At 43.8% G+C, this 14,419-nt stretch carries 13 protein-coding genes; 3 read left to right on the top strand and 10 right to left on the bottom strand.

The annotated features are described in order from the left end of the window. Window position 1: 1 nt before the first annotated feature. From ACSLP7_RS03085 to ACSLP7_RS03075, 3 genes are read right to left on the bottom strand one after another with little or no spacing between them, the layout of a single operon-like run. On the bottom strand, window positions 2-1,567 hold the full coding sequence (locus ACSLP7_RS03085; RefSeq protein ID WP_435577955.1) for an FMN-binding glutamate synthase family protein: 1,566 nt from the start codon (window positions 1,565-1,567) through the stop codon (window positions 2-4). A gap of 4 nt (window positions 1,568-1,571) precedes the next feature. After that, window positions 1,572-2,843, bottom strand: coding sequence for an amidohydrolase (locus ACSLP7_RS03080; protein ID WP_435577954.1), 1,272 nt, complete (start codon window positions 2,841-2,843; stop codon window positions 1,572-1,574). Between the two features lie 25 nt (window positions 2,844-2,868). After that, window positions 2,869-3,405 carry a DsrE family protein gene (locus tag ACSLP7_RS03075; RefSeq protein ID WP_435577953.1) on the bottom strand — a complete coding sequence of 179 codons (537 nt, stop codon included), beginning with the start codon at window positions 3,403-3,405 and terminating at the stop codon, window positions 2,869-2,871. 183 nt (window positions 3,406-3,588) lie between these two features. On the opposite strand from ACSLP7_RS03075, the gene ACSLP7_RS03070 reads away from it, so the two are divergent. Next, window positions 3,589-5,910 carry an ATP-dependent helicase gene (locus tag ACSLP7_RS03070; protein ID WP_435577952.1) on the top strand — a complete coding sequence of 774 codons (2,322 nt, stop codon included), beginning with the start codon at window positions 3,589-3,591 and terminating at the stop codon, window positions 5,908-5,910. Window positions 5,911-5,931: 21 nt separating this feature from the next. Here the strand turns inward: ACSLP7_RS03070 and ACSLP7_RS03065 are convergent, their stop codons facing one another. Then, window positions 5,932-6,837 carry an alpha/beta hydrolase gene (locus ACSLP7_RS03065; protein WP_435577951.1) on the bottom strand — a complete coding sequence of 302 codons (906 nt, stop codon included), beginning with the start codon at window positions 6,835-6,837 and terminating at the stop codon, window positions 5,932-5,934. 123 nt (window positions 6,838-6,960) lie between these two features. Beyond that, entirely contained in the window at window positions 6,961-7,854 is an 894-nt protein-coding gene (locus ACSLP7_RS03060; RefSeq protein ID WP_435577950.1) for an alpha/beta hydrolase fold domain-containing protein, read from the bottom strand. A 147-nt stretch (window positions 7,855-8,001) separates the two neighbouring features. Here ACSLP7_RS03060 and ACSLP7_RS03055 point away from each other — a divergent pair, with 147 nt between their 5' ends. Then, window positions 8,002-8,619 (top strand): L-threonylcarbamoyladenylate synthase, encoded by a 618-nt coding sequence (locus tag ACSLP7_RS03055; protein ID WP_435577949.1) that lies wholly within the window; start codon window positions 8,002-8,004, stop codon window positions 8,617-8,619. On the opposite strand, the gene ACSLP7_RS03050 is transcribed toward ACSLP7_RS03055, so the two are convergent. The 5 genes from ACSLP7_RS03050 to ACSLP7_RS03030 all read right to left on the bottom strand — a co-directional run bounded on the left by ACSLP7_RS03050 (window position 8,616) and on the right by ACSLP7_RS03030 (window position 12,683). Next, window positions 8,616-10,034 (bottom strand): MBOAT family O-acyltransferase, encoded by a 1,419-nt coding sequence (locus ACSLP7_RS03050; protein WP_435577948.1) that lies wholly within the window; start codon window positions 10,032-10,034, stop codon window positions 8,616-8,618. The two genes, ACSLP7_RS03055 and ACSLP7_RS03050, sit on opposite strands and share 4 nt — an antisense overlap. A gap of 6 nt (window positions 10,035-10,040) precedes the next feature. Continuing rightward, entirely contained in the window at window positions 10,041-11,078 is a 1,038-nt protein-coding gene (locus ACSLP7_RS03045; RefSeq protein ID WP_435577947.1) for a hypothetical protein, read from the bottom strand. Between the two features lie 146 nt (window positions 11,079-11,224). After that, the gene (locus tag ACSLP7_RS03040) at window positions 11,225-11,737 is read right to left on the bottom strand and encodes a lipocalin family protein (RefSeq protein ID WP_435577946.1); all 513 of its coding nucleotides are present in this window, start codon (window positions 11,735-11,737) and stop codon (window positions 11,225-11,227) included. Between the two features lies 1 nt (window position 11,738). Continuing rightward, window positions 11,739-12,206: a DinB family protein gene (locus tag ACSLP7_RS03035; protein ID WP_435577945.1), complete on the bottom strand. Its 468-nt coding sequence runs from the start codon at window positions 12,204-12,206 to the stop codon at window positions 11,739-11,741. Window positions 12,207-12,209: 3 nt separating this feature from the next. Next, a complete protein-coding gene (locus ACSLP7_RS03030) occupies window positions 12,210-12,683 on the bottom strand; it encodes a Dps family protein (RefSeq protein WP_435577944.1) in 474 nt (157 codons plus the stop codon). A 160-nt stretch (window positions 12,684-12,843) separates the two neighbouring features. Between ACSLP7_RS03030 and ACSLP7_RS03025 the strand changes: the two genes are divergently transcribed. Further along, window positions 12,844-14,355 carry an NADP-dependent isocitrate dehydrogenase gene (locus ACSLP7_RS03025; RefSeq protein WP_435577943.1) on the top strand — a complete coding sequence of 504 codons (1,512 nt, stop codon included), beginning with the start codon at window positions 12,844-12,846 and terminating at the stop codon, window positions 14,353-14,355. Window positions 14,356-14,419: the final 64 nt, after the last annotated feature.

Genomic DNA, 14,419 nt, shown 5'->3' with positions numbered 1-14,419 from the left:
ATTAATTTGATGTTTGGTAGCTTCCTCCCAAATGTATGCAATCTTTTAAAGACTGCATTCCTTCAAAAGGAACGGGTTGTTTGATGTATTTAAAGGTGGATCGCATGTCTTGCGATAGATTTTTGTCGTCCATATTGAGTTCCACGTCCTCCATGGTAAACTGGCAGGGATGCTCATAGCCTGAGGCATGTGTGATCTCAATAAGTTCTTTTCTAAAGGTTTTAAAGTATTGATCCAGTCGATCTGATTTTAAAGGAACGTCTATACCGCGTTGTAACCACTTGGACTGCGTTGCCACACCACTCGGACAGCGATTGGTGTGACAGATCTGCGCCTGAATACAACCAATACTCATCATGGCCTCGCGGGCTACATTGATCACATCCACACCCATAGAAAAGGCCATAGCCGCTTTAGCTGGGAAGCCGAGTTTTCCACTTCCAACAAACACAATGCGTTCGGTGAGACCTGCATTTTGGAAGAGTTTATAGAGGTCTGCAAAACCGTAGATCCAAGGCAAGGAAACGTGGTCTGCAAAACTAGGAGGCGCTGCCCCGGTTCCTCCTTCACCACCATCAATGGTAATAAAGTCCGGGCCTGTGCCGCGTTCTTTCATCTCACGGGCCAATTCCTTCCATTGATCCAATTTCCCAATGGCAGCCTTGATGCCTACAGGAAGGCCTGTGTTTTGAGCAATATCCTCTACAAAATCTAAAAGTTCGGGAACCGTAGAAAAAGCAGAGTGGGTAGGAGGGGAGAGTACATCTTTCCCAATTTCAACCCCACGGATCTCTGAGATCTCTTTGGATATCTTTTTGCCGGGAAGCACGCCTCCTTTTCCCGGCTTGGCTCCTTGCGAGAGTTTGACCTCAATAGCTCTAACGTGTGGGTTGTCTGCAACCAGCTGCCTCATTTTCTCCATGGAGAAGGTCCCGTCAGGATTGCGAACGCCAAAATAACCCGTCCCAAAGTGGAAGACTACATCAGCGCCTTTACAGTGATACGGAGACAGTCCGCCTTCTCCAGTGTTGTGGTACGCATGTGCCTTATGCGCTCCAATATTAAGCGATTCCACGGCCTTAGCTGAGAGAGAACCAAAGCTCATTGCGCTGATGTTGATCACTGACCCTGGGCGGAACGGACGCTTGCGTTTGTTGTACGCTCCCATCACCTTGGCGCAAGGCAAGAAGCTTTTGTCAGTTTTGTTGGGATGATCTTTACCAATTTTATAGGGGATCATCGCATTATTAATAAACAAATGCTGATAGGCGTAGATATCTCTATCGGTTCCGAAGCCTTCATAATTGTTCTCCTTTTTAGCCGAGGCATAGATCCAGCCCCGTTCAATTCGGTTAAACGGGAGCTCTTCTCGGTTGTTGGCGACTAAATACTGCCGTAATTCAGGACCAATACTTTCCAACATATATCGGATATGCCCAATAACTGGAAAGTTGTGGCTTATGGTATGCTTGCGCTGTAAAACATCGCGTAAGGCAATCAATCCCAAAACGATTAAAACCCACGCCCACCAAGGGATTCCTCCTAAAAAATCTAAAAGAGCATCCATGTTTTTAATTGTTCAAATAGTCCATGCTGAGTTGAACAAAGGTCTTAACCCCCAACAACATTCCAGATTCATCAATTTGAAAGTCCGGTGTGTGATGCGGATAGGCTTGTTGATTGCCAGGTGCCTTTCCACCTAAAAAGAAATACAGGCCAGGAACTTCCTGAGCAAAGAAAGAGAAATCTTCTGCTCCAGTTACAGCTTTGGTCTCAATGACATTAGCCGCTCCTGCCGCCTCTTTCAGTGATGGTAGCATCTGCGCTGTTAAAGCTGGATCATTATAAGTGATCGGATAGCCGGTGGCGATCTCTATGCTGGCTTCCGCGCGATAAGCCGCAGCAATGGCTGGGACCATTTCCTTCATGCGTTTGTTGATGAAGGCTTGCATGTTTTTATCCAAGGTTCTCAAGGTCCCGACAATTTGAACTTCTTCTGGAATAATATTACTACGTACACCACCAGTGATCTTCCCAATGGAGAGTACTGCCGCTTCTTGGGTCAGTGGAGATTCTCTAGAGATGATGGTTTGCAGTCCGTCAATGATCTTTACGGCTGCCATGATCGGGTCCACGCCACCCCAAGGTTGGGAACCGTGAGTTTGTTTTCCTTTTACCGTGATCTCAAAACTTTGTGAAGCCGCCATGATTCCTCCAGGCTTATAGGAAATTAAGCCTACTGGTTGTTGGGAGGATATGTGCAATCCAAAAATTGCATCTACATCAGGATTTTTTAAGACTCCTTCTTTTACCATGAGTTCTGCACCGCCTTCTTCGCCAGGAGGAGCTCCTTCTTCTGCCGGTTGAAAAATAAATTTAATAGTGCCAGCAAAGTCATTGTTTTTTGCGAATACCTCCGCTACACCCATTAAAATGGCGATATGCGTATCGTGTCCACAAGCGTGCATGACTCCAGTTTCAACGCCTCTAAAGGTTGTGGTGACGGTACTTTTAAAATCCAGGTCATTGCGCTCAGTAACTGGAAGTGCATCAATATCTGCGCGCAGCGCCAAGACTTTTCCTGGACGATTACCCTTAAGAATTCCTACCACACCAGTTATTGCGATATCTGTCTGAACTTCCATACCTATGCTTGTGAGGTGTTCTGCAATTTTCTTAGCCGTGTTAAACTCTCTGTTGGAGAGCTCCGGATTTTCGTGGAAATAACGACGCCACTCGATCACTTTGCTTTCTATGGCTGCAATATCTGCATCCAAACTAGCCTGTGAAAAGCTTGGTAAAACGCTCGCAAGAGCCACTAGGGATAGAATTAAGCTACGCATATGATGGTGTTTTAATAATTGAGTTTTAATTGAAATTTATTATGGTATAGCCCTGTTGTTGCAATTGAATCATGGCCGTCATTGTAGAGAGTGCCATTTGGACGCCCGGGATTCGGCGGTCATCAGATAGGTTTCGGTGTCCGGCAGTCTGTCCACAGAGAATAATGTCCACATCGGCAGCCTGTAATGCCTGTATTAATTCCAAGTTTGGATTGTCTACACCAAATTTTTCTTTGTAGAGGTCATTTCGCAAAAGACTGTAACTCGCATTTCCGTGAAATACTGCAGCTACTTGCAACTGGTTTTGCGGTTTACCTGCCCCGACATGCATATTGATAAAACGGGCTACAGTGTTGATATAGCCGCTGAGTTGTCCGGGATCTTCTGGAGCTGCGCTTAAATCAAATAGCACTTTAAAGGTTTGCGTTGTATCCAAAGGAATATCGAGCTTGGGTACATTATAGGTGCTTCCAAACTCTGAAATGACAACACCTTCAATACGCGTATTCTGAGCTACAGCCAGAGTTAATCCGAACAAAAAGAAGATTAAAAACGATTTCATTTAGTATGATAGGATGCTTAAATATACGGATATCTCAGAACTCCAAAAAAGGAATCGAGCAGCTGCTAATTCATTCATAAATTACTGCGGTTATGTTTATAAATATTATCTTATCTCATTTAGAATTTGTCCCGAAATGCCTATTTTCACATTCCTGAAATTAGGACTTCCAAAGCGAGTATTTTGCAAGACTTTTTAAACGAATTGAATGATGCGCAGCGCGCGCCAGTGCTGCAGAAGGATGGAGCTATGATTGTGATTGCAGGCGCGGGGTCTGGAAAGACGCGGGTACTGACTTTTCGCATTGCTTACCTGATGCAACAGGGCGTTGATCCGTTCAATATTTTGGCTTTGACTTTTACCAATAAGGCCGCTCGTGAAATGAAATCGCGTATTGCCAAGATTGTCGGTGCTAGTGAGGCTAAGAATCTGTGGATGGGAACCTTTCACTCCATCTTTGCAAAGATCTTGCGCTTTGAGGCGGACAAGTTGGGTTATCCATCAAATTTCACCATTTACGATACTCAAGACTCGCAGAGTGTGATCCGAAGCATCATTAAAGAGATGCAACTGGATAAGGACATTTATAAATACAAGCAGGTTTATAACCGCATCAGTAGTTATAAGAACAGTTTGATCACTGTAAAGGCCTATTTTCAGAATCCAGAGCTGCAGGAATCAGATGCCATGGCCAAAATGCCGCGTTTAGGTGAGATCTATAAGGCCTATGTGGACAAATGCTTTAAGGCAGGCGCCATGGATTTTGACGATTTACTGCTTCGCACCAATGAGTTGTTGACGCGCTTTCCGGAGGTCTTGGCGAAGTATCAGGATAGATTCCGATACATTTTGGTGGATGAGTACCAGGATACCAACCACAGCCAGTATTTGATCGTTCGGGCCTTGTCCGATCGTTTTCAAAACATCTGCGTGGTAGGAGATGATGCCCAGAGTATCTATGCCTTTAGAGGGGCCAATATCAACAACATCCTCAACTTCCAAAAGGACTACGACGACGTCAAAGTATATCGTTTGGAACAAAACTATCGATCCACAAAAAACATAGTAGAAGCGGCTAATAGCATTATTGATAAAAATAAAACCAAGCTTGAAAAGACAGTTTGGACCGCCAATGAGGATGGCCCAAAGATCATGGTGAATCGCACCATGACCGATGGGGACGAAGGGCGGTTTGTGGCCAGTTCCATCTTTGAGCAAAAGATGCAGCACCAGTTGGCCAACAGAGATTTCGCCATTCTGTACCGCACCAATGCGCAATCTCGTGCTATGGAAGATGCGTTGCGCAAAAAAGATATTCCTTATCGTATTTACGGCGGATTGAGTTTTTACCAGCGCAAAGAGATCAAGGATGTCTTGGCGTATTTGCGTTTGATCCTCAACCCGAAGGATGAGGAATCGCTTAAACGTGTGATCAATTACCCAGCCAGAGGTATTGGACAAACTACTATCGACCGATTGATCGTTGCGGCCAATCACTACAACCGTTCGGTTTTTGAAGTGATGGAAAATATTGAAAAGCTGGAATTAAAGATCAATCGCGGTACGCAGCAGAAACTTTTGGATTTCTGTACCATGATCAGAAGCTTTCAAGTATTGAATGAATCGTATGACGCATTCCAGATCACTGAACACGTCACTAAAAAGACCGGTTTGGTACAAGAGCTTAAAAAAGATGGAACCCCTGAGGGGATTGCTCGGATTGAGAATGTAGAGGAATTGCTCAACGGTATTCGTGATTTTGTGGAAGAGCAAAAGGAACTGGCTGACGCCACCGGCGCTTTGAGTGAATTTATGGAAGATGTTGCCCTGGCTACGGATCTGGATCAGGACAACACCAATGAAGACCGCGTCTCTCTGATGACGGTACATTTAGCCAAAGGTCTAGAATTTCCATACGTATACATTGTTGGAATGGAGGAGGAGTTGTTTCCTTCAGGAATGAGTATGAATACCCGTGCGGAACTGGAAGAAGAGCGTAGGCTGTTCTATGTGGCTGTAACACGAGCAGAGAAGCAGGCCTATTTGACCTATACCCAATCGCGCTATCGCTGGGGAAAACTGATCGATGCAGAGCCCAGTCGTTTTATTGAAGAGATTGACGATCAATACCTCGAGTATTTGACGCCAATTACCGAGCATCGTTTTAAACCACTTATCGATGCTGATATTTTTGGGGAAGTTGATAAAAGTAAACTCCGTTTGCGTAAACCTACTGCAGGGGCACCGCCCAAAGGTCCAACTCAGCAGCAACTGGAAAAGCTACGCCGATTAAAACCTATGAGTAGAGCCACCTCAAACCCCGGAACAAATCTCAGCGATTCCGAGGTTCAGGTAGGGTCTATAGTGGAACATATCAAATTTGGTAAAGGTGAAGTCCTAAAACTTGAGGGAATAGGCAGCGACACCAAAGCTGAGATTCGTTTTGAACACGGCGGACTCAAAAAGCTTTTACTTCGCTTTGCAAAGCTGAAGCTGCTTTCTTAGAGCCGTGGCTTACAAGTACGTTTACTTTAGGTATAGTTTAACACCCTTTTCTATCTGTAGAAATGCCTCGTCCCATTGCTCATCATTCCAAGCATTGGAGTGACCAGCGTCAAATTCTTTTAAATGACTGTCAATACCTGCACGCTGTAGGGCTTCTAGGTAGTTCTCGCCATTAGTTAAAGGCACTTTCTTGTCGTCTTGTCCATAGATCAACAGTCGGGGAGAAGTAAAGATGTTGATGTTGTAAATTGGACTCAGACTTTCTAAAGGATCAGTTCCATAAGCTTCTGGATCAACCAAAAGCTCAAAGAGTAGTTCAAAGTTGTCAGCTCTGTTGAGGTAAGGGTCTGTAAAGTCTGTTGGACCAGCGATACTGGTTACGAACTTCACTCGATCATCAGTATCAAAGACACTGTCATACATGAGGCCAAGGTGTCCGCCAGAACTGCGTCCAATGATTCCAAACTCGGGCATAACGTCAAAACTTCCAGAAAGAGAAGTAACGTGGTCAATAACCTTTCCGATGTCATGGAATTGCGTAGGGAACGCAAAATTGTCCGCACTAGCTAAGGTATAGTTCATGTTTACGATAGCTACGTTTGGCATACGCTCTAACATAGCGGATACCATGTCGTTTAGATTTAGTTTGTCGCCGTGCATCCAGCTACCACCGTGCAACAAGATCAAGACTTTTGTCTTGCGTTGATCTCTGTTGATCGGTAAGTAAATGTCGTAACGTTGGTGTTCATTGTCGCCATAACTAATGTCACTAAACATTACTGATCGTTCATCATAAGCTGCTGAATTTTCAATGTCGGCGAAACTGATTTCCTCATAGCCTCTGAAGCTTGAGTTGATGGGTGCGTACCCAGTTAAAAGTAAAATTGCGGTAAGAACATACAGGATCGGGGTTTTGTAATTGAACATATGTAGGTTCTTTAGATTAGGTAGACCTAAAATAGTATTATTCCTACATAAAGACGATTAAACGCATATTAAATCGTTTAAATGCATAAAATATTAACATTTAAGCAAAAATGCGTTAAAATGTTACGGATTTACCGGAAGGTGTTCTAGTATGTATGCGATCAATTGCTGTTGTAAATTCTCATAATTCTCTGGACTCCAATCATCTCCGTGGCCACCATCGTATATAGTGAAGCTGTGAGAGATACTGGCGTCAGCCAACGCGGCTTCTAAATTGGTACCATTACTTATAGGGACCAATGGATCTTCATTTCCATAAAACATGATGGTCGGTGCGCTATTGGAATTGACCTGGAACACCGGGGACGTGGCTACTGCATAATCGGTATCAGCGGCATAAGCCGATTCATCAACTAAGAAATTAAAGAATATTTGGTATTCTGGATCGTCACTGTAGAACGGATCGGTAAAATCTGTTGGGCCAACTATACTGCACACCATCTTTACCCAATCTTCATCATCATAGACATAATCCATCATTAAGGATAGATGAGCCCCCGCGCTAGTGCCTATCAAAGCAAACTCAGGTACTATTTGTAGCTCATTGGCTTGCGCTTTAATCTGTGCTAAAGCTGCTTTTACATCCAAGAATTGATTTGGGAAGGCCGGATTCTCGAGATCTGCCAGTTTATAGTTAAGATTAACTATGGCGTATTGTGGAAGTTCAGTTTGAATGAGATCAATAAATGGAGTCATATCCTCCTTATCACCAGAAACCCATCCGCCGCCGTGTACTAAAACGATCACTTTAGTGGTTAGCGCAGTTCGTCCTGCAGGTAAATAAAGATCGTATCGCTGTAAAGGATCTTCACCATAACTAACTTCTAATTGAACAGAGGCCTCAAGAGGAAGCTCAATGGTTACCTCGTCATCTGTTGGGGTATCATTGGTCTGCTCATCAGATGAACATGCCCATAAAAGAAGCAGGGCTAAAACAAAGGGTATGTAGTTTTTCAAGCGCATTTTTTTCTCCACAGGGGCCGAAATAAATTCGGACTGTTTAATAAAAGACGCCTGATTTAAGAATTTATTACACTTTTATTAAGATTTTTTTTAGTTGGCTGCTGATTTTTTTTGCTGTAACTTTAATTCAACACTCAGAAAATGGCCACTTTTTTAAAGATATATCCAGAGAACCCGAACCCTAAGCATGTCGCTCAGGCAGTAGATATCATACGTCAGGGCGGTTTGGTGATCTATCCGTCGGACACGGTTTACGCCTTGGGATGTGATATAAATAATAAGTCGGCTTTAGAAAAGGTTGCTCGAATAAAAGGGGTGAAGTTGGAAAAGGCCAATTTCTCTTTTGTGTGCAAGGACCTATCGCACCTGTCTGATTTTGTAAAGCAAATTGACACCAGTACGTTTAAATTACTCAAACGTGCATTACCGGGTCCTTATACATTTATCTTACCCGCAGGGAATAACTTGCCTGCTGCATTTAAGAAAAAGAAAGAGGTGGGTATTCGGGTGCCTGATAACTCGATAGCGCAGGCGTTGATAGATCAATTGGGCAATCCCATCGTTTCAACTTCTATTCGCGATGAGGACGAGATCATTGAATACACTACAGATCCCGAACTCATTTATGAAAAGTGGCAGGACCAAGTAGATCTGGTTATTGACGGTGGCTACGGAGGAAATGTAGCCAGTACCATTATAGACTTAACCTCCGGAGAGCCGGAGCTCATCAGAGAAGGTAAGGGAAGTCTAGAGATCTAGAATTGGAAGTAAATAAACTGTTCGCCAGTTCCTTGAGCGATACAGATCAGAAACACCATTACGGCCCAAAATACCCCTAAAACTAGCGGATTTTGTTTGCTTGCCATTTCTTTAACGCTGCTGTTTCTCATGATCCAATGACAAACAAAAAGGCCTAAAATGACCATTCCTACTTTAAAGATCTCAAAGTAATTGAGCAGCTCTTTTCCTTCAGCATCCATAAAGAACATCGAAGCCAATAGCTGTTTTGCAGTACTGAATTCCCTCGCCCTAAAAAACACCCAGCTAATATTTACGCAGAAATAGGTGAGTAGTGCTAACGCAATTCCCGATGCGGTATTGATCTTAATGGATATAAATTTTTTGAGGATGCGTTCTACGACCAAATACAGCCCGTGAAGTGCTCCCCAAATTACAAAGGTCCAGGCGGCTCCGTGCCAGAGGCCTCCTAAGAGCATGGTGAGCATTAAGGCGACATACATGCGTGTGATCCCATGTCTATTCCCTCCTAGAGGAATGTATAGGTAATCTCTCAACCAACTGGAGAGTGAGATGTGCCAACGTCTCCATAGATCGGAAAAACCAATTGAGGCGTAGGGATAACGGAAGTTATCGGGAAGAATTATTCCCAACATCAAGGCAATACCTATGGCACAGGTGGAATAACCCGCAAAGTCAAAGAAGATCTGTCCGGAGAAGGCCAAGGTTCCTGTCCATGCATCAATGGTGGTCAAGAGTTCTTTTTGCTCAAAGACATAATCTGCTGTGCCAGAAAGCAAGCTGTCTGCCAATACGACTTTTTGAAATAAGCCTAGGGTCAATAAAAAACCGCCCCAATAGAACTGCTCAGCGGTGGCGCGTTTTTCTTCATAAAATTGGGTGATCAAGTTCTTAGCCCTTACAATAGGTCCTGCTACCAGTTGCGGGAAGAAAGTCACGTAGAGTGCAAAGTCAAAAAAGGTTCTAGCGGGTTCAGTTTCTCTTTTGTACACGTCTATGGTATACGACATGGTCTGAAAGGTATAAAACGATATTCCCATAGGAAGAATGATGTCCATAGGTTGAGCCTGAAACTCCATTCCAAGGGCATTGACCAAACTCACAAAGTTCTCCAAAAGAAAATCTCCGTATTTAAAGAAAGCCAGAAAGCCGAGATTTACGCACAAACTCAGCATGAGCCAGGCTTTACGCTTGCCAGCAGCCATGTCGGGTTTGAACAATTGTTTGGCAGCGGTCCAATCCACAACCGTAGAGATCCACAAAAGGATAACCAAGGGAGGATTCCAGAATCCGTAAAAGACATAACTGGCCAAAAGCAACATGCGTTTTTTGTTGGTCCAGTTTAAAAAGTTCGAATAATACAAGGCCAATACCACAGCCAAGAACACAAAGAACGTCAGTGAGTTGAATAACATGGCTGTTTATTTATTGGTTTGTAAAATGCCGTCAGCGATCATTTGATCTACCAAGGCTGCGGTGAATATATCGGCGTCCGGTCCACTTAGATGCGACCATTCCGGGCAATCAAATCCACTCAGTGCCGGATAGTCCTCAAAGTGATAAGCAGGTGCTTTGGTTTTAATGACCAAAGAATCCCAAGCAATAGTTCTGGGTAAGCGTTCATTTTCTTTTGCTCTAACGGGTCCCGTTGAAGGCGATCTAAGCAGTATAATTTTCCCGCCACGAGCGGTGAATTTCTCGAGATCTTTTAAAAAGAAGTTTGTGGTTCCATTGATATCCGGCGGACGAGTATCGTCCCCTTTCATAATTGCTGCCCAAAAGTTCTTAATGGTTCTAGCGTTTGCCGTGTCCGTAGCGCATAGCTGGGTCATTCGCAAATTTCTATCAGCTTCTATGTCTCCAAAGTTTCCGGTAGTCGGGAAGCTATCAATGGCCCGAGTTCCCCAAGTTTGACGATCTATAATGGCCTTGAGATCAACACTGTCATCACCGCTGTCTTCCTCCGCAGAGATAAAATAGAACGACTTTTGAAGCGGCATGGATAACCAGTGATTACTGCGTTGTGCATAGGTTCTCTTGTGGTAATGATCTACACGTGATTGCGGCCATTCCCAGGGCATGGCCTGAGGGAAGGTTGTCGAGAAGAACAAGCCCGGAGATACTCCAACCAGTATAGTGCCGTTGAAATCTGTATTGTTAACCAAGTCGTGGAATACAGGCAGTGGGGAGGAGCCTACATTGGCCAATTGTAAAGGTCTGCGGCCTATTTTTTCTTCCCAAACATCTAGTTGGATGTTAAACAAGACTCGGGAAGAGCCTGTGAGAATTACGTCATCTTGAGTGAGGTCTTGAACTCTATGGCGTTGCACTGCCCAAAGGTGCTGATTGTCGTCAATCACCATGACACTTTTCATGGTGCTTCTAAGGTATATCTCCCAGGCAGCAAGAAAGATCAAGGCCAAAGAAATAGCTAGAAGAAAAGATTTCTTCAAATTCATAATTGGTTGATTAGTCTACACTGCTAAACAACCGAAGCGCGATCATTTTGAAATAACAAAGTTTGGGGGAACATCTGACAACAGCCAGATATGAGTGAGTTTTGGTTAGTTAGCGATTTAAATATACTAAAAATCAGCAATTTGCATTAACGGTTGTGAAAGTCTCGATCCTTAACCGCTGTCCCCTCAGGAACCATATAGTCTACGATGGTTCGCTCCTTATTTCCAAACTGCTTGTGTTTGTAAGAAATTACCAAGGAATCGGGATTGAGAGTGATAATCCTGAAGTATTTATGGTCTTCTTCAATTCCCATGAGTTCGGGTAATTGCGCGCTTTCCCATTTTACAAAACTGCCGTTATCATTTTGAAAGGCTTTCCAACGCCCTTTTAAGGTGGGACCACAACTGCTACTGCTTCCATTGTTGTCATTAAACAGGCTGTCGCGTCTATAGGTAATTCTGTAGCGAAGAAAACAATCTCCCATATTCATTCGGTGACCGTCGTTGTAACGACTGGCCAGCATCCAAGTTTTGGCAGAATCTCCCGCGATAAGCGCATCCGCATTAGCGGGCAGGCTAAGTTTTACAGGGCCTTCTTCCCCACAACTCAGCAATACTATACCTAAAAGTGCTACGGTGACAAATTTGATCAAACGCATACTAAGCAAGCATCTTTTTAAGCATGACGATCTGCCCCAAATGATAATGGGTATGCTCTACCAAACCTGAAAAGTTGCGGTAGTAGGTACCGTATTTGGGATCGACAAAATCGGAACCCAGTTTTTCATCAGGGAATTCTTCCATAAGCGCTGCCAAGGTTTCACCTTGTTGCAAAGAATTCTGGATCATAGCTTGCCATTCGGCTTCTGTATTTAAAGGCGGATGATCAAAACTCAAAGCATCCTTACCGTTGAGTGGACCTCCTTTCATTACAGGTATCACCACCTCGTAGAAGTAATTGATATGAAACACCAGGGTGGCAATAGTATTGTAGCCGTCCTTTTTTTTAAGTGCTAAGGCAAGATCAACATCAGCCAGCGTATCTTTAATATTTACAGCAGTCCAATTACCACCCGTATGAACTTGACGAATTTGATTGGCGAGATTTTTCGCGATAGGATTCGTCACGATTTATTGATTTAAGTAGGCCGAATACATCCAAACCAATTTTTCCTGTTCGCGGATGTAATCGCTCATTAAAGCATTGGTTCCCTCATCTTCTGAATCTCCAGACATGCTGAGCAGTTCGCGTTCTAACGGAAGTAAAACTTCATATCCGGCCAGCACTGCCTTGAGCGCCTCTGCGCCGTCTGATACGTTTTTGGCTTCAGGAATCTTTGCCACCTTTAGAAAATCTGTATAGGTATGTAAAGGAGCAAAACCTAAGGTGAGGATACGTTCTGCGATCTCATCGATCTTGATCAACGAATCGTTGTAGAGTTCTTCAAATTTGAGGTGAAGCTCAAAAAACTTATCGCCTTTAATATTCCAATGAAACCCACGGGAGTTCATGTAGAAGACCTGATAATTGGCCAAAAGTTCGTTCAGTTTATTAGCGGTTTCTTCTGATGCAGCTCTGTTTAAGCCTATGCGCGTGGTATTCATAGTAGTGTATTTATTGACTTAAAGATACTTCAAATTTTGTGATCATAGCGGAATATAAGTCGTCCATTAAACATAAACATCGCTTATTCATTTCATAAAAAACATAAATAAAATTAAATGAAGATCATTTCTCAACTTTGCATAAATCAAATGAACAGCTATGCAAAATCAATTGCTAAATAAGAACAGTATTGCCCTTCAAACAACCACTCGCACACGAGTAGCAGTCGCCAAAGGAGACGGTATTGGTCCAGAGATTATGGACGCAACTCTAAAAATCATGGAGGCCGCTGGGGCCCAGATCGACGTGGATTTCATTGAGATCGGGGAGCAGCAATATTTGTCTGGGAATACTTCGGGTATTTCACCTCAAGCTTGGGAAGCTATCAAAAACAATAAGATCATCCTTAAGGCACCTATCACCACGCCACAAGGCAAAGGTTACAAGAGTCTCAATGTGACATTGAGAAAGTCCTTGGGCCTTTTTGCCAATGTACGCCCGGTAACTGCCTTACACCCCTATATACATACACCTTATCCAGAGATGGATGTGGTGATCATTCGTGAGAATGAAGAAGACCTTTACGCAGGTATAGAGCACCAACAAACCGATGATGTGGTACAGTGTTTAAAACTGATCACCCGTCCGGGTTGTGAGCGTATCATTCGATACGCTTTTGAGTACGCTAAGGCATACGGTCGCAAAAAAGTGACCTGTATGGTCAAAGATAATATCATGAAGTTGACAGACGGTTTGTTCCACCGGGTGTTTAAAGAGATCGCTGAGGAGTACCCTCAGATTGAAAGCAATTCGCAGATCATTGATATCGGATCTGCACGTTTGGCAGCACGTCCGGAGCAGTATGACGTAATTGTGACAGCCAACCTCTACGGAGATATCATTTCTGATATCGCTGCGGAGATCGCCGGTTCTGTTGGAATGGCAGGCTCTGCCAACGTTGGGAGGGAAGTGGCCATGTTTGAAGCCATCCACGGTTCTGCACCAGATATCGCAGGGAAGAAAATTGCTAACCCATCAGGCTTGATCAACGGTGCAGTGCTCATGCTCGCGCACCTGGGTCAAACCGAAGTAGCTGACAACATTAAGAATGCACTCTTGGCTACTATTGAAGCGGGAATTCACACCGCAGATATTTACAACGAAGGAACTTCAGCGCGTTTGGTTAACACCAGTGAATTTGCTGAAGCTGTGATTGCCCGATTGGGAGAAACACCAAAATCTTTAAAAGCGAGTAAGCTTTCTGAAGGAGCTGGAACCATTCAAATTCCTGAGTATGTGCGCAAGACTCGTAAAAAGGAATTGGTTGGTGTTGATGTATTCATCGATTGGAAAGGAGAGGACCCGAATCAGATCGGCGACGCTTTGACGGCCATTGATGCCTTTAAACTCAAATTAAAAATGATCACCAACCGCGGGGTTAAAGTGTACCCTAAAGGTTTAAAAGAAACTTATAAAACTGATCACTGGAGATGCCGTTTTGTGGCTATGGATGCCACGACTGATGGAACTCCAGTGTATCAACCGGTAGACTATGAGCAAGTGGTAGCGCTCTTGTCTAAACTGCACGCCCAAGGTTTTGATGTCATCAAAACAGAAAACCTGTATGAATTCGATGGTACACGCGGATTCTCACTAGGTCAGGGAGAGTAGTGTTTCATTTCCACAGTTAATTGTTTAGTTAGTTGATGCAAAACCTCCGCTCAATCCTTTATGA

It is taken from the genome of Gilvibacter sp., from assembly GCF_965601605.1.
Taxonomy (GTDB): Bacteria; Bacteroidota; Bacteroidia; order Flavobacteriales; family Flavobacteriaceae; genus Gilvibacter.
This window is presented reverse-complemented; position numbering and strand designations above follow the sequence as displayed.